The sequence below is a fragment of the Rhodococcus sp. NPDC057014 genome, assembly GCF_042673295.1.
Lineage (GTDB): Bacteria > Actinomycetota > Actinomycetes > Mycobacteriales > Mycobacteriaceae > Rhodococcus_F.
Genome location: NZ_JBHUSF010000204.1, coordinates 1 through 16,037, shown reverse-complemented (window position 1 = coordinate 16,037; position 16,037 = coordinate 1). Strand labels below are relative to the sequence as shown.

Sequence of the window (16,037 nt, the reverse complement as noted above, 5' to 3'; positions counted from 1 at the left end):
GGCCAGGACTGCACCGCCGCCACCCGCGCCTACGTCCAGCGTCCCCTCTACGAGAACTTCGTCCGGCGGGTCGCCGAACTGATGGACGAGGTGAAGGTCGGCCCCGCCGACGACACCGACACCGACATGGGTTCGCTGATCTCGCTGAAACAGCGCGACCAGGTCGCGGCGATGGTCGGCCGGGCCCGCGACGCCGGCGCGAAAGTGGTTCGCGGCGGGCGCATCCCGGAGCACACCCCGGACGCGGGCGCGTACTACGAGCCGACGCTGATCGTCGACGCGGCGCAGGACTCCGAGATCGTCCAGCAGGAAATCTTCGGACCCGTCCTCGTCGTGCTGCCGTTCGACACCGACGACGAGGCCGTCACCCTCGCCAACGACACTCCCTACGGCCTCGCCGCATCCGCCTGGACGCAGAACGTGTACCGCGCCCAGCGGGCCACCCGGGAAATCCAGGCCGGGTGCGTGTGGGTCAACGACCACATCCCGATCATCAGCGAGATGCCGCACGGCGGCTACAAGGCCTCCGGATTCGGCAAGGACATGTCCACCTACTCGTTCGACGAGTACACCAACGTCAAGCACGTCATGTCCGACATCACCGGAGAGGCGCACAAGGGCTGGCACGACCTCATCTTCGGCGGACACTGACCCCGAACACTTTCCAGCTACCCACCGGGGCGGGGTCGATCTCTTCTGCCGAGGAGGTCGACCCCCGGACACGACGGTCCCCGGCGCCCGCCGAAACCTCACACTAATGAGAGCGGGCACCTGAATCCCCAAGGAGGATTCACATGAGCACATTACCGGATTCACCTTCGGCGCCCGGATCCCCGGACGCTCCCGATCACAAACTGAAGAGAAGCCTCGGACTCTGGCAGCTGACGTTGCTGGGTGTCAGCACGCAGATCGGCTCCGGCTGGTTGTTCGCGGTGCTGTCGTCGGCGTCGGTCGCAGGCTCGGCCGCCATCCTGTCCTGGATCCTCGGCGCGGGCCTGTTCGTCGTCGTGTCGCTGACCTGGATCGAACTGGGCACCATGTTCCCGAGATCGGGCGGGATCGTGCGCTATCCGGCGCTCTCCCACGGCGCATTCGCCGGGTGGATCACCGGCTGGGGATACTGGATCGGCACGGTCTGCCTGCCCGCCATCGAAGCGCAGGCCGTCCTGACCTATCTCGGTGGTCGGTTCCCGCACCTCGGCCTGGTGAAGGTGGAGCAGGGCACCACCATCCTCGCCTGGCCCAACGGAATACTCTGCGGCATCGGCATTCTCGCGATCTTCTTCGTCCTCAACCTGTTCGGTGTGAAACTGCTGGCGAAGGTCAACACGTACGTGACGATCTGGAAGCTCGTCGTCCCGTGCCTGACGTTCCTCCTGCTGTTCTTCGCGTTCAACTCGAGCAACCTCACCGTCGGCGGCGGCTTCCTCCCCACCGGCGCGGGCGGCATCGTGCACGCACTCGCGATCGGCGGGATCGCGTTCGGCTACCTCGGCTCCCGGCAGGTACTCGACTACGGCGGAGAAGCGCGAAACCCCAAGCGCGACATCCCCTTGGCGATCGTGCTGTCCATCCTCATCCCGATGGTCGTGTACATCGGCCTGCAGATCGGCTTCCTCGGCGCACTCGACTGGTCCGACGCCGGGATCCCCGTCGGTGACTGGGCGGGTCTGCGGACCAGCGACTGGGCGTCGGCCCCGCTGTTCCAGGCCCTCGGTGCGGCCGGATTCGGCGCCTTCGCCACCGTCCTGCTGATCGACGCCGCCATCTCCCCGGCGGGCAACGGCTGGGTCACCCTCGGCAGCGCCGCCCGGGCGTCGTTCGCGTTCGGCATCGACAAATACGCCCCGAAGGGTCTCGCCAAGGTGAACCGGTACGGCATCCCGTGGGTGTCGCTCGTGGTCGCGATCGTGGTCAGCGCCCTCTTCATGCTCCCGTTCCCGAGCTGGTACCAGCTGGTGTCGGTGGTGTCGGTCTGCCTGGTGCTGAGCTACCTGATGGGCAGCGCGATCGCACCGGTGCTCCGCAAGACCGCACCCCACGCGGACCGCACCTGGCGGCTGCCCGCCATGGGTTTCTGGGCGCCCACCGGCTACGCGGCAGGCCTGTTCATCGTCTACGCCGCCGGCTTCGCGTCCCTCGCGCAGCTCCTGGTCATCGCGTTCGCCGGGGTGAGCATCTACGGCGCCTACACGTCGGTGAACCACGGCTGGGTGCGCAAACCCACTGGCTGGTCCATCTCGGCGGTGTTCCTGATCGTGTGGATCTACATCAGTTCCCGCGGCGGATGGTTCATGAACACCACCGAGGTGCAGCGGGCAGGCAGCTGGTCGTTCCCGGTCTACTTCGCGGCGATGACCGCGGCACTGCTCGGCTTCGTTCTCGCGCTGCGGGTGGCGAGCACCCCTGCCGGCCGCCGTCACCTCGACGCCGGTGTCTGGCTGATCGCCACGCTCCTCGCGACGCTGCTGGTGTCCTACTACGGCGAATTCGGCCCCCTCGACGAACCGCCGCTCGCCGACTCCTGGGACCTGCCGGTCGTGATCGCGCTGGCCCTGGTCAGTTACGTGTGGGCCGTCCGCAGCGGTTTCCACACCGAGCAACTCGACGCCGCGCTCGCCGACTCCGAATTCGCGGTCGAACCCGCCGCACCCACCCGCACACCGGCCCACCGGGCGACCCCGGCCGCCGCCGTGCACGAACAGGAGGTCCACTCGTGAAGGTTCTCGTCGTCGGAGGCACCGGCCGCATCGGCACGGCGGTGGTGGACGCCCTGACACCCGACCACGACGTCGTCGTCGCATCCCGCTCCACCGAGGTCGCGGTCGACCTCCGGGATGCCGCGTCCGTCACCGCGCTGTACGAACGGGTCGGGGCGGTGGACGCGGTGGTCAGTACCGCGGGCGTCACCCCGTTCCCCAGCTTCGGCGACACCACGACCGGCGACTTCCGGCAGGGGTTCGACGACAAACTGCTCGGGCAGATCGAACTGGTGCTGCGCGGGCTGCCGTTCGTCGCCGACCGCGGTTCGTTCACCCTGGTCACGGGGGTACTGGCCCGCGAACCGATTCGCTCGGGCGTGGTCGCGTCGACCGTCAACGGGGCACTGGAGGCGTTCGTGAAAGCGGCCGCCGCCGAACTTCCGCGCGGCATCCGGATCAACGCGGTCAGCCCGAGCGTCGTCACCGAGGCACTCGACGTCTACGGCGACTTCTTCCCCGGATTCGCGCCCGTTCCCGCCGCCGACGTCGCGCGCGCGTTCGTCAAATCAGTGGCCGGGATCCACACCGGCCGCGTCTACGAGCTGGGGTGACGGCAGGCAACCGTCAAACTGTAGGGTCTCGAGAGCCGCGGCGGTGCCTCTCTATCTGTCATCCCTGTAGGAGCGCGGTTTGTCAATGCTGGGGGTTTGGGGGTTCGACCCGCTTTGCGGGCAGCGCTGTGTGAGGGGCCGGGGGTCAATGCGGAGCGCCCGGAGCGTAGCGAGGACGAACGGCGTTGACGATGGGTCCCGAGCCGGCGCAGACTTCCGATGGGGGGTCGAGGTCGACGAACACGGTTGGCTATGTGGGGGTTTGGGGTTGTGTTTTCGTCTCCAACGTTGATGCATGGGTTGGGTAAGGCCGATTTCTCGGCTACCGGTCATCCCTTCGCCCGGCGCTCGCGGGCATGGAGCGGTGCGATGGCAACACGCGGGGTCAATCAAGCGGACGACCACGCCACGGTGTGGGGGTCATGACAAACAGCGGCCACGCACGTGTTGCGTCCGAGGTGCTCACGCCGCCCGATCCCGGGCCAGGGCGCGGATGTGTCCGTCACGGAGCCCGTAGTAGACGAGCGTGAGCAGCTTGCGGGCCGCGGCGACCTTGGCGATGCTCTTACCGCGGCGGGCCTCGATGCGATCTTTGTCGGCGGAGATCTTCGCCGTCGTCGGATGGCGTTGCACGGCCTCGACCGCCGCCCACCGCACCAGCTTGGAGCCCTGCTTCGTGATGTGCCCGCGGTGCACGGTCGTGTCCGATTCGCGGTGCTTGGGGGTCAGGCCGGCCCACGAGCACAGGTGCGCGGGATCGGCGAAACGGTGCACGTCTGAAGATCTCGGCGACGAAGATCGCGGCCAGGGTGGGTCCGACGCCGGGCAGTTCCTGGATGGCCGTGTAGCCGCGGTGGCCACATAGCTCGGCCGCGATCTGTCCGAAGAACCGGGCCTCGTGCTGATCGAGGACGTCGATGAGCTCGAGCAGCGAGATCACCCGCTGCGCATAGGGTTCGCCGAGCGGGACCCGGGCCAGCTTCTGGCGGCCGGTGACCCCGAACAGGTCCGACACCGGTATCAGGACTCCGGCCTTGGCGAGCACGGCGTGCACCTGCGCCTTGAGCCCGGAGCGCAGTGCGACCAGCTTCGCCCTGTAGCGCACCAGTTCGCGGAGCTCGCGTACCGGTGGCGGGGCGATCCAGGCCTCGGGCAGTCGGTGCATCCGCAGCAGGTCCGCCAGGTCACCGGCGTCACGTACGTCGTTCTTCACCCGCCTGTACCGAAATCCTTTGACGCCCAATGGGTGTGCAAGGTGCACCGTGGCGCCCGCCGCTTCGAGGGCGTCGACGGCCCAGTACCAGCCGTACGTCGCTTCGAGTACTACCTCGGGGTTCGGGCCGGCCTTCTCGATCTGCAATCCCAACGCCACCGGGTCGTTGAGGATCCGTACTGCCGACAATTGTTCACCCTCCGCCGTCTGGCGGACGATCACCGATCGTTGCCGGTGCAGATCGATCCCGACGACCTGCTTTCCGTCATACTCGTTCATAGGGGCCTCCTCTATCGTGTTGAAGTGACACCCCCCAGCATTCGCCGGGACCCACGAGAGCGGGGAGGCCCCGCTCCTACATCGCATCAAGCTGCGCTTGCGGAATCCGCTTGGTTTAGTCGATATCGGCGTTTCTCGTCGGCGAGCATGATGCGCCAGAGGTGATCAGATAGGTGCCGTTTGAGGGTGCGCCTCGCCGCTGCGAGCGTTTTGCCTTCATCGATTTTCTTGTCGTAGTACGCTCGGCCGGCACTGGCGGGCATTCGAGTCTGGACCATGGCGACGGTATAGAGCGCGCTGTTGAGTTGCCGGTCGCCGTGGCGGGAGAAGCCGCGGCGGTCGGTGTCGGCGCTGGCGATCTGTACCGGTGCCGAACCGTTGTAGTCGGCGTAGGCCGCGGCGGTCGGGAACCTGCTGGCGCACCCCGTGCGACCGATCAGCCGGGCCGCGGTCACCGCACCGATCCCGTCCACCTCCCACAGACGGGTGCCGTGCTCGTCGAGCGTATGGGCCATCTGCTTCTCGTTCGCCGCGAGCTGGTCATCGAGGCGGCGGATGTCGGCGATCAGATCTCGGCACAGACCGACGCGAGTTCGGTCGACTCCGCTGCGGGCACGGAAGCCCCGCAGCAGGGTGGTGGCCGATCCCGCGGTCAACGAGGTCGGCGCTCCGCCGGCGAACAGCTGTCGCAGCAACGCGTGCAACTGATTGACGAGACGAGTCCGACTGTTAGACATATTCGTTCGACGCTCGTCGAGCAGCGCAAGGATGTCGGTCGGGCCCTCGGGGTCCACCGAGCGGGCGTCGCGATGCAGGACGGCGACGCATGCGGCTGCGGCCGCGTCGATGCGGTCGTTCTTCCGTCGGCCGCCGCGGGAGAGTTGCCGGATCCTCCGCCATCGTTGTGAGCCACGCCCACTTTCAGAATCGCGGTCAACGGACCGCCAGTGACCGCCGCGAATGCCCGGCTCCAGATCGTTCGGGATGCCCCGATTGACACCCCGAAAGCAAAACCATCACCGGACGGGGCTATCGGAACAGTGCTGGTCAGCAAGTTCCGGTGAACGGCCAGCTTTCGGGACGTGCCGGTGCAGGTTCCGCACTCGGCGTCGTCCGCTCACCGAGATTCCTCCAGACTCTCCTACAGAGATTTCGCGATGATGCTCTTCATCACCTCGTTCGCGCCGGCGTAGATTTTCTGGACGCGGGCGTCCTCGTACATGCGGGCGATAAGGTATTCGCGCATGTAACCGTAACCGCCGTGCAGTTGGACGCAGCGGTCGATGACGGAGCACTGCTGTTCGGTGAGCCAGTATTTGACCATCGCCGCCTCCGTGGGGTCCAAGTGACCAGCCAGGTGTTCGCTGATGCAGTGGTCGAGGAACACCTCGCAGGTGCGGGTGATGGTCTGGCATTCGGCGAGCTCGAAGGCGGTGTTCTGAAATTCGAAGAGACTGTGCCCGAACGCCTGCCGTGATTTCGTGTAGTCGACGGTGTCCTCGACCGCGCGCCGCATGGCACCCACCGCCTGCGCGCCGATGATCAACCGTTCCTGCACCAGCTGTGCCATCAGCTGCCCGAAACCCTGTCCTTCCTGTCCGAGCAGGTTCGTCACCGGGACGCGGACGTCGGTGAACGACAGCTCGGAGGTGTCGGCGCCGTGCTGACCGACCTTGTCGAGAATTCGCCCGACGGTGAAGCCGGGGCAGTCGCGTAGGTCGACGATCAGCAGCGCCACGCCTTTGGCGCCGGCCTTCGGGTCGGTCTTGACCGCGAGGACGATCATGTCGGCCGAGGATCCGTTGGTGATGAAGGTTTTGGATCCGTTGACGACATACTCGTCGCCGTCGCGGATCGCGGTGGTCTTGATTGCCTTGAGGTCCGATCCGGCGCCGGGTTCGGTCATGCCGATGGCGCCGAGGATGTCCCCGGTCGCCATCCCCGGCAGCCACGTCGTCTTCTGCTCTTCGGTGCCGTATTCGAGGATGTAGTGCGCCCCGATGCCCGAGTGCACGGAGATGCCGAAGGACAGGTCGCCGGCGTAGCCCTGGGCGTCGAAGACGGCGAGGTCGTGTGCGAAGGTGCCGCCTCCGCCGCCGTACTCCTCGGGGATCGAGCAGCACAGCAGTCCGAGTTTGCCGGCCTCGAGCCACACCGAGCGGTCGATGCGGTGCTGGGTGTCCCAGGTTTCGTTGTGGGCGACGACTTCTCGTTCGAAAAATCCCGCGGCGAGGTCGGACAGTGCTGTGACCTCCTCGTCGTGCCAGGAGGGGACGTACTTCTTCATGGATGTTCCTTTTCGATCGTTCGTGGTGCGGTGCCGAGTCGCAGTGGAGGAGGTGCGCAGTGCTGGTGTCGCTTCACCCGTCTCTTACACGGCCTGCTTCTCGGCTCGCGCGGTCTGTGGGTACGTAGTGAGGAGCTTGTCCAGTTCCTGGTGATACGTAGCCACGTTGGCGACCTTGATCTGTTCGTACCCACGGACGAGATCGGGCAGTTCGGCAATCTCCACCGCCGCGGCGAGGCTGTGCGGGGTGAGCAGGTTCAGGAGTTGCTCGATGGTGTCGCGGTATTCGGCGATCAGCTCGCGTTCCATCTTCCGGATGTGGTGGTAGCCGAATACATCGAGCTTGGTGCCGCGAATCTTGCGCATCCGGTGCAGGGTCCGGAACCCGGGGTTGATCCAGGATCCGAGGGACAGCTTGTTCTTCATGCCCATGGCGCGCAGCATCGGGGGGTGCAGGCGCACGGACCGTTTCGCGCTCCGGCCGAAGGTGTCCTTGACCGCGGCGTCGAAGGCGGGATCAAGGGCCAGGCGGGCGACTTCGTACTCGTCCTTGTAGGCCATGAGCTTGAACAGGTTCTTCGCCACCGCCTCGGTCAGCGCGGTGGAACCGCCGACCGACGCGGCTTCACGCTGGCGCACCGACTCCACGAATTGGGCGTAGTCGCGGGCGTAGTCGGCGTCCTGGTAGTCGATGAGTTCGGCGGTGCGCAGTCCGACGAGGCGGGCGAGTTCGGAATCGGCTGCCGCCCGGACAGTGCCGGCGAGGGCCAATGCCTGGGGGGACGGGCCGGCCGGTTCGAACACTGCCCGCCGATTGCCGTCGATGGCGGCGGTGAGGGCGTCGGGGTCCGCGATGGCCTGGCGGCCGCGGCGGAACGCCTGCAGGTTCGCCTCGATCGAGACACCGTTGAGGGTGATCGCCTGTTCGATCGCGGCCGCGGCGATCGGCAGGACACCGGTCTGGAACGCGGCGCCGATCAGAAGCATGTTGGTGTACTGCTCGTCGTCGAACAACTCACGTGAGAGCAGGGCCGGGTCGAGGTAGATGGCGCGGGAGGTGGCGCCGTCGATGGCGGTGCGGATGGTGGTCAGTTCCGGGAAATGCACTGCGGTGTCGACGATCATCTGCCCGGTGGGGATTTCCGTGGTGGAGACGACGGCGACGGTGTCGGAGCTGTTGGCGACCTTCAAATTGTTGGGATCGGTGGCGACGAGGGAGTCGCAACCGAGGTAGAGGCGGCAGCGACCCCGTCCGATCTTCGAGGCGCCCTCGCGGAGTTCGGCGCTGATCTTCAGATCCGACACCACGGCGCCGCCCTTCTGCGCCAGGCCGGTCTGGTCGAGACTGCGGACGAACTTGCCGTCGATCACGGCGGCGGTGGCCAGGATCTGCGCGACGGTGATGACACCGGTGCCGCCGACGCCCATGATCCGCATCCCGAACTGGTCGTCGATCGCCGGCACGTCGGGGTCGGTGATCAGATCGGCAGCGATGGCCGGGACGGGGGTGCGCTGTTCCTTCGGGCCGGGGGTGATGGTCACGAAGGACGGGCAATCGCCCTTCAAGCACGAGTAGTCGAGGTTGCAGGAAGATTGGTGGATCGTGGTCTTGCGGCCGAATTCGGTGTCGGTGGGGTGCACCGACAGGCAGTTCGACTTTTCGCCGCAGTCGCCGCAGCCCTCGCAGATGCGTTCGTTGATCATCACCCGGGTGGTCGGGGTGGGCAGGGTGCCGCGCTTGCGTTTGCGGCGCTTCTCGGCGGCGCATTCCTGGTCGTGGACCAGGACCGTGACCCCGGGGATGGCCGCCAGTTCCGTTTGGACGTCGACGAGGTCGTCCCGGTCCCGGATCTCGACGCCCTTGGGCAGTTTCAGTGCGCTGATGCGCTTGCGGTCCTCGGTGGTGACCACGACCTTCTTGACGCCTTCGGCGAGCAGCAGCCGGGTGATCCGGTCCAGCGGCATGGCGCCGACCGGGTCCTGTCCGCCGGTCATGGCGACGGTGGCGTTGTAGAGCAATTTGTAGGTGACGTTCTCCCCGGAGGCGACGGCGGCCCGCAGCGCGAGGCTGCCCGAGTGCATGAACGTGCCGTCCCCGATGTTCTGGATGAGGTGGTTTTCCTCGAGGAACGGGGCCATGCCGATCCACTGGGCGCCTTCGCCGCCCATCTGGGTCAGCCCGATCACCTCACCGACCTGCTTGTCGTCCATCATCATCACCATGGCGTGACAGCCGATTCCGCCGCCGATCAGCGTGTCCGGTGCCACCTTGGTCGAGGAGTTGTGCGGGCATCCCGAGCAGAAATAGGGGGTGCGGTTCAACAACGGCAGCGCGATCTTCGAGGCCCTGGGGCGCTGCTTCCACTGCTGGACCGGTTCGATGCCGTATTCGTCGCCCAGTCGGCGGCTGAGAGCGTTGGCGATCAGGTCGGCGTCGAGCTCTCCGAAGATGTTGACCAGGGATTTGCCAGTCGGGTCGGTCTTACCGATGACCACCGGGGCGTCGGCGCGCCGGTAGAGGATGTCGCGGATCGCGGTCTCGAGGAACGCCCGCTTCTCCTCGACGACGATGATCTCACCGAGCCCGGCAGCGAATTGGTGCACGATCTCGGGGTCGACGGGATAGATCATGCCGAGCTTGAGGATGCGGATCCCATACCGGCGCAGGTCCGCAGGTTTGAGACCGAACGCCGACAGTGCCTCGCGCAGATCGAGATACGTCTTCCCGGAGGTGACGATGCCGATCCGGTCGTCGGGCCCGGACTGCACGATGTCGTTCAGTGTGTTGATGCGAGCGTAGTCGAGGGCACGGGGCAGCCGATCCATCATCTGGCTGCGTTCGAGGGTGAGCAGGTTCGGGCCGACGAGGTTGGCGTTCGGGGTGTAGGTGCTCGGGCCGATGTCACCGAAGCTGGGGTCGATCCGATCCGGGTGCACCACCGCCGAGCTCGCGCCGTCGGCGACGGCGGTGACGATCTTGAGTCCCGACCACAGGCCGGTGAACCGGGACAGGAACGGTGCATGCAGCCCGTAGTCGAGCACCTCCTGGGAATCAGCCGGGTAGAGGGTGGGGATGAGCAGGTCCGCCATCGCGACCTCGGACGCGCACGCCAGGCTCGAGGACTTCCCACCCGGGTCGTCGCCGACGAGGGCGACGGCGCCGCCGCGCGGGTCGGTGCCGACGAGGTTCGCGTGCCGGATGGCGTCGGAGGCGCGGTCGAGTCCGGGGGACTTGCCGTACCAGTACCCGGTGACCCCGTCCGGGCGCAGATGCCCGATCTGCGGTGCCATCTGGGTGCCGAGAACGGAGGTGGCGGCCAATTCTTCGTTGACACCGGGCCGGTGCACGAGGTCGTACTCGTTGAGGATCTTGCGTTTGCGGGCGATCTCGAGGTCGTACCCGGCCAGCGGTGACCCCTCGTAGCCGGAGACGAAAGACGAGGTGCGCAGGCCGCGCCGGCGGTCGAGGATGGCCCTGTCCCGCAGCACGCGAACCAACGCCTGGATACCGGTCAGATAGACCGAGCCGTCTTCGAGGACATAGCGGTCGTCGAGGGAGAACGTGGACGGGCGGGTCTGCAAGGTGGAGGACAAAGCTTGTGTTCCTTCTGTGATGTCGACGTCGGCGGTCAGGCGGGGGCAGTGCCCGGAGTCAGCCCGGCGACGAGTTCTTCCAGAGTCGCGGCCGCGTCGATGCGGTCGATGAAAGCGACTTCGGTGCCGTGAGCGTGCTCGCAGTGCTCGACGACCCGCGGGACGTCGAAGAACGGGATCACGCAGACACCGTCGATGTCGGCGACGATGTAGTCACCGGGGTTGACCAAATGCCCGGCCAGGGAGACCGGACCGTTCATCTGCACGGTCTCGTAGCGGTAGCGGGCGGCGGCGGGGTTCCGGGTGGCACTCCACACCGGCAGACCACTGGCGAGGATGGAGGCGGTGTCGCGGATCGCGCCGTCGACGACGCATCCGGCGATCTCCGCTTTCACCGCCCACCGGGCGGACAGGGCACCCATCACCGCACCGGACCGTGATCCCGAACAGTCCATGACCGCCACATCGCCGGGGCGGCCCAGGCCGTAGAGGTCGCGGTCGCCGAAGGTAGTGCCGCGCCCGTTTTCGCGGTTGCCGGTCACGTCCCCGCCGAGGGGCACATACCGCAACGTCACCGCGGGGCCGCACATCCGCGCATCGGCCGCCACCGGCGGCAGGTCGCTCGCGTTGATCGCCACGCCGATGCCGAGTTCGTCGAGGGCGTCGGCAACGGCGGACGTGATGTCGGGTATCGACAGCAACCGGGACGCATAGTCTTCGGCGTATCGCGGGATCTCGGTGGTGAGGATCTTCGACGGCGGAACGGTGCCGGTCATGCGTCCAGTCGTGTAGGTGAAGTCGGTGTCAGCCACGGATGACTCCTTCCATCGCGACCCGGCGCGATGTCGGCAGGGTGCGGCGGCGGGCCGCCTCGTAGGTGTCGATGTCCTCGGCGTCGCGCAGGGTCAGGCTGATGTCGTCGTAGCCGTTCAGCAGCCGCCAGCGGGCGTTGTCGTCCAGCTCGAACGGGTAGGTGACACCGCTCGCCCGCACCTCGCGTCGGACCAGGTCAACAGTGATCGGGACCTCGGGTCTGCACTCGATCGTGTTCCACAGTTCGTCGATCACCGACTGCTCGAGCGTGACGGTCAGCAGACCGTTCTTCAGGGAGTTGCCGCGGAAGATGTCGCCGAACCTCGGGGCGAGGACGGCTGTGAAGCCGTAGTTCTGCAGCGCCCAGACCGCCATCTCCCGGGACGACCCGACACCGAAGTTTTCCCCTGCCACCAGGATCGTCGCGTTTCGGTAGTCAGGCCGGTTGAGCACGAACTCCGGGTCGAGACGCCAATCGTGGAGCAGGGCGTCCGCATACCCCTCCTTGGTCACTCCGACGCAGAAACGCGCCGGAATGATCTGGTCGGTGTCGACATCGGAAACCCTCAGCGGCACTGCGATTCCGGTGTGTTCGGTGAAACAGTCCATGGGTGGTCAGTCCTCCAGGTCTGTGGGCGCGGTGAGGCGCCCGGTGATCGCGGTCGCGGCGGCCACCGCGGGTGAGACCAGGTGCGTCATCACGCCCCTCCCCTGCCTGCCCTCGAAGTTGCGGTTGTTGGTCGACGCCGCACGCTGGCCCGGTCGCAGCCGGTCGTCGTTGAGCGCCACGCACATCGAGCACCCGGAGTACCGGAGCGGGGCACCGGCCGCGGTGAAGATTTCGGCGAGGCCTTCCTCGACGGCCTGGGCGCGGACGGCCTCCGACCCCGGGACGACAAGGACCTCGACGCCCGGTGCGATCCGCCGACCTTCCCAGACTGCGGCGACCTCCCGCAGGTCCTCGATCCGGCCGTTGGTGCACGAACCGATGAACACCGCGTCGACCTCGATGTCGCGCAGCGAATCCCCCGGGGCCAGCTGCATATAGGCCAGTGCGCGTTCGGCGGCCGCACGGTCCACCGCGTCGATGAAGGTGTCCGGGTCGGGGACGCAGCCGTTGAGTGGGACGGACTGAGCGGGAGTCGTCCCCCAGGACACCCGAGGGGCGACGGTGCCGGCGTCGAGGTGCACTTCCTTGTCGAAGACGGCGTCGTCGTCGGACTGGAACGTCCGCCAGTACGCGGCCTCCTCCTCGAACGCGGCCCCGGAGGGCACATGCGGGCGGCCGCGCAGGTACTCGATCGTGACCTCGTCGGGGGCGATGAGACCGGCCCGGGCCCCTGCCTCGATCGTCATGTTGCACACCGTCATCCGGCCCTCCATCGACAGGGCACGAATGGCCTCGCCCTGGTATTCGATGACATAGCCCTGCCCACCGCCGGTGCCGATCTGCTCGATCACCGCCAGGATGAGGTCCTTCGCCGTCGCCCCGGACGGCAGATGACCGTCGACGACGACACGCATGTTCTTCATCGGCGCCATCGGCAGGGTCTGGGTGGCCAGGACGTGTTCGACCTGGCTGGTGCCGATACCGAAGGCGAGCGCGCCGAAGGCACCGTGGGTGCTGGTGTGCGAGTCACAGCACACCAGCGTCATCCCGGGCTGGGTCAGTCCCAGCTCCGGACCGATGACGTGGACGATGCCGCGCGCGGAATCACCGAGCGAGTACAACTCGATGCCGAAATCGCGGCAGTTGCGCCGAATGTGGTCGAGTTGCTCGGCCGCGGCCGGGTCGGTGATCGTGCGCAGCACGTCGTCGGTGGGGGTGTTGTGGTCCTCGGTGCCCACCGTCAGATCGGGGCGGCGGACGGTCCGGCCCGCGGCGCGCAGACCCGCGAACGCGGCAGGGGTGTTCACCTCGTGCAGCAGGTGCATGTCGATGTAGATCAGATCCGGTTCGCCCTCAGCGGAGCGCACGACGTGGCTCCTCCAGATCTTGTCCGCCAGCGTGTAACCCATGGTCAGCGCCTGTCCCTTCCCGTAACCCGCGTCCGCCCTCCGGTGATGGTGGCGTTGACGACGGCAAGCGGTGTGCGCGGATCGAACGCTCGCCGATCGCACCGCTGCTCTGTGTGACACACAACATAGACAGACCTGTACCGTGAGATAAACCGACAACCCAAAATTGCTACCAAGTGCTCAACGCAAGCCCTCGGCGCCATAGCCGGATGCGCATCTGGACCAATTTTCGACCCACGCGACAGGACTACCGATGGACGGCTTCGACAAACTCGATCTCGACCTTCTTCGGCTCATCGTCGAAGAACCCCGCGCCGGTGTGCGCGAGTACTCCCGCAGACTCAACATCGCCCGCAACACCGCCCAGGCCCGGATCACCAAGCTGGAAAAGGCCGGTGTGATCGTCACCTGGCGCCCACAGGTCAATCTCGCCCCTCTGGGTTACGCAGTGATGGCCTTCGTCCACGTGCATATCGCGCAGAGTCAGGTCAACGAGACACTGGAACGACTGACCGCGATACCGGAGCTGATCGAGGCCAACACCGTGTCCGGCGAAGGAGATCTCTTGTGCCGCTTCGTCGCCCGCGACAATTCACATTTCGAGGACGTCCTGCAGGCTGTCATGAAAACCGAGGGTGTGTTGCGCACCCGCTCCGAGATCGTCCTGAGCCGGCGCATCTGGCCCCGGACCATCCCGATCGTGGAGAAGCTCCGGACAGAGGCCTAGACGCAGGAACTCCCGGCGAGCCGGCCCATTTCGCGCCGTTGGTCCTCGATACGCCGAACACCTGAACGGTTCCCCAGCCGAGCGCAGAAAAATTGAGCAATTGGCCCTCCGCGAAGGATTGCGGCTGTCAGGAGTTGAGCATCTGGATGCTTTCTCCTCGATCGAGTTGATTCTGTGACTGCCATCACCCTTCAATAGCGGGGCGTGGGTGCGCCACAGAGGTCCCGCAACGGATCCGGTGCCACCACAGTCGGCTCCCCGCTGTCCGGCTCATCCCCGGCAGGCGCGCTCGGATAACCGGGCAACCACCGAAAGGGTTACCTCGATGATCTACTTCATCTCGATCGCGGCGCTGATAGCGCTCTTCGCGATCGGCACCATGACCCCCATCAACATGGGCGTCCTGGCGTTCGCCGCAGCCTTCGTCATCGGCGGCTGGCTGTCCGGAATGCCCATGGACGACATCTTCGGGTTCTTCCCCGGCAGCATCTTCACCATCATCGTCGGCATCACGCTGCTGTTCGGCATCGCCCGGGTCAACGGCACCGTCGACCTGATCGTCTCCGGCGCCCTCAAGCTCGTCCGAGGCAAACGCTGGGCCATCGTCTGGCTGATGTTCTTCCTCGGCGCCGGTCTGATGACCATGGGCTCGGTTCTGGCCGTCGGCATGCTCGCCCCCATCGCCATGCCGATCGCCAAGCGCTACAAAATCGATCCCCTGCTGATGGGAATGATGATCAGCCACGGTGTGCTCGGTGCCGCCTTCTCCCCGATCACCGTCTACGGCGCCTTCACCAACGGCTGGCTCCAGTCCGCCGGCCTACCCACCAACCCCCTCGCCCTGTATGTCATCCCCCTTGGACTGAGCTTCCTGCTCGCCCTCGGACTCTTTCTCGTCCGCGGCAGGGACCTGCTCCGCGCCGATGACCAAACGATCGACATCGACGACCTCACCGGTGACAACCCCACCGTCGACGGCAGCCCCGCACCGGGACCGCGCGGCGGCGACCTCGTTCACTCCGGGGCGAGCACCGGCCAGCACGCGGCCTCCGCTCGACCGGGGGCGGGGCCGATGGTGCTGACCACCGGATCGCCACAGCCCGCCGGCACACCGGATCGGCTCGAAGAGATTGAATCCACCGGCTTCACTCCGCTGCGGGTCCTGACCCTGCTCGGCATGGTTGCCCTGCTCATCGGCTCGGCCGTGTTCCAGATCGACGTCGGTGTGTGCTCGATGGTCATCGCGGCCATCCTCCTCGTACTGGCACCGAACAAGCACAAGCCCGCCGTCAACAATGTCACCTGGTCCGCCGTTCTCCTCGTCTGCGGAATGCTCACCTACATGAGCGTGCTCAAAGCCAACGGCACCCTCGAATTCCTCGGCGACGCTGCCGCATCCCTCGGCTCTCCGCTGCTCACCGCGCTGATTCTCTGCTACGCCGTCGCCGCTGTGTCCGCCGTCGGATCATCCATCGGAACCCTCGGCATCGTCCTCCCCCTCGCGGCACCGCTGCTGATGATGGGCGAGGTCGGCCTCATCGGTTTCGTCGCCGCAGTCTCCTTCTCCGCAGTGATCGTCGACGTCAGCCCGCTCTCGAGCAACGGCGTCATGGTCCTCGCCAACGCCCAGGTCCCCGACCGCGACAAATTCCAACGCTCCCTCTTCAAGTACACCGGCTACATCGTCCTCGTCGCCCCGATCCTCGCCTGGCTCATCGTCGTTCTCCCGACCTCGATGTAGTCCTGTCAATGACGACGTCCAACAGCTGTAGCGCAGGTCGCCCCCCTTGGG

At 66.5% G+C, this 16,037-nt stretch carries 12 protein-coding genes and 1 pseudogene; 5 read left to right on the top strand and 8 right to left on the bottom strand.

What is annotated here, in order from left to right; all coding sequences use genetic code 11:
- The 3 genes from ACFTZB_RS30225 to ACFTZB_RS30215 form a co-directional block, all read left to right on the top strand.
- Nucleotides 1-651 (top strand): aldehyde dehydrogenase family protein (locus ACFTZB_RS30225; RefSeq protein WP_378437028.1); only part of this gene is annotated, 651 nt, incomplete at its 5' end.
- A 143-nt stretch (nucleotides 652-794) separates the two neighbouring features.
- Complete coding sequence (locus ACFTZB_RS30220) at nucleotides 795-2,720, top strand: APC family permease (RefSeq protein WP_378437026.1); 1,926 nt, start codon at nucleotides 795-797, stop codon at nucleotides 2,718-2,720.
- Nucleotides 2,717-3,313: a short chain dehydrogenase gene (locus ACFTZB_RS30215; protein WP_378437023.1), complete on the top strand. Its 597-nt coding sequence runs from the start codon at nucleotides 2,717-2,719 to the stop codon at nucleotides 3,311-3,313. Before ACFTZB_RS30220 ends, ACFTZB_RS30215 begins: the two co-directional genes overlap by 4 nt.
- Before the next feature lie 462 nt (nucleotides 3,314-3,775).
- Here ACFTZB_RS30215 and ACFTZB_RS30210 read toward each other — a convergent pair whose 3' ends face one another.
- The 8 genes and pseudogenes from ACFTZB_RS30210 to leuC form a co-directional block, all read right to left on the bottom strand.
- On the bottom strand, nucleotides 3,776-4,087 hold the full coding sequence (locus tag ACFTZB_RS30210; protein ID WP_378437021.1) for a transposase: 312 nt from the start codon (nucleotides 4,085-4,087) through the stop codon (nucleotides 3,776-3,778).
- A 322-nt stretch (nucleotides 4,088-4,409) separates the two neighbouring features.
- A pseudogene (locus tag ACFTZB_RS30205) lies at nucleotides 4,410-4,805 on the bottom strand (transposase); the annotation flags it as partial.
- An 86-nt stretch (nucleotides 4,806-4,891) separates the two neighbouring features.
- Nucleotides 4,892-5,695, bottom strand: a complete 804-nt coding sequence (locus ACFTZB_RS30200) for a transposase (RefSeq protein WP_378437032.1) — start codon at nucleotides 5,693-5,695, stop codon at nucleotides 4,892-4,894.
- A 251-nt stretch (nucleotides 5,696-5,946) separates the two neighbouring features.
- Entirely contained in the window at nucleotides 5,947-7,092 is a 1,146-nt protein-coding gene (locus tag ACFTZB_RS30195) for an acyl-CoA dehydrogenase family protein (protein ID WP_378437019.1), read from the bottom strand.
- A gap of 84 nt (nucleotides 7,093-7,176) precedes the next feature.
- Nucleotides 7,177-10,674 carry an indolepyruvate ferredoxin oxidoreductase family protein gene (locus ACFTZB_RS30190; RefSeq protein WP_378437030.1) on the bottom strand — a complete coding sequence of 1,166 codons (3,498 nt, stop codon included), beginning with the start codon at nucleotides 10,672-10,674 and terminating at the stop codon, nucleotides 7,177-7,179.
- A 47-nt stretch (nucleotides 10,675-10,721) separates the two neighbouring features.
- The gene (locus ACFTZB_RS30185; protein ID WP_378437017.1) at nucleotides 10,722-11,498 is read right to left on the bottom strand and encodes an RraA family protein; all 777 of its coding nucleotides are present in this window, start codon (nucleotides 11,496-11,498) and stop codon (nucleotides 10,722-10,724) included.
- Nucleotides 11,491-12,108, bottom strand: coding sequence for a 3-isopropylmalate dehydratase small subunit (gene leuD / locus ACFTZB_RS30180; RefSeq protein WP_378437015.1), 618 nt, complete (start codon nucleotides 12,106-12,108; stop codon nucleotides 11,491-11,493). The genes ACFTZB_RS30185 and leuD overlap by 8 nt, the downstream gene beginning before the upstream one ends.
- Before the next feature lie 6 nt (nucleotides 12,109-12,114).
- Nucleotides 12,115-13,518 carry a 3-isopropylmalate dehydratase large subunit gene (leuC, locus tag ACFTZB_RS30175; RefSeq protein ID WP_378437013.1) on the bottom strand — a complete coding sequence of 468 codons (1,404 nt, stop codon included), beginning with the start codon at nucleotides 13,516-13,518 and terminating at the stop codon, nucleotides 12,115-12,117.
- A 253-nt stretch (nucleotides 13,519-13,771) separates the two neighbouring features.
- On the opposite strand from leuC, the gene ACFTZB_RS30170 reads away from it, so the two are divergent.
- Together ACFTZB_RS30170 and ACFTZB_RS30165 are read left to right on the top strand one after the other, a co-directional pair.
- Nucleotides 13,772-14,245, top strand: a complete 474-nt coding sequence (locus tag ACFTZB_RS30170) for an Lrp/AsnC family transcriptional regulator (protein WP_378437010.1) — start codon at nucleotides 13,772-13,774, stop codon at nucleotides 14,243-14,245.
- 325 nt (nucleotides 14,246-14,570) lie between these two features.
- Nucleotides 14,571-15,986 (top strand): SLC13 family permease, encoded by a 1,416-nt coding sequence (locus ACFTZB_RS30165; protein ID WP_378437008.1) that lies wholly within the window; start codon nucleotides 14,571-14,573, stop codon nucleotides 15,984-15,986.
- Nucleotides 15,987-16,037 lie beyond the last annotated feature (51 nt).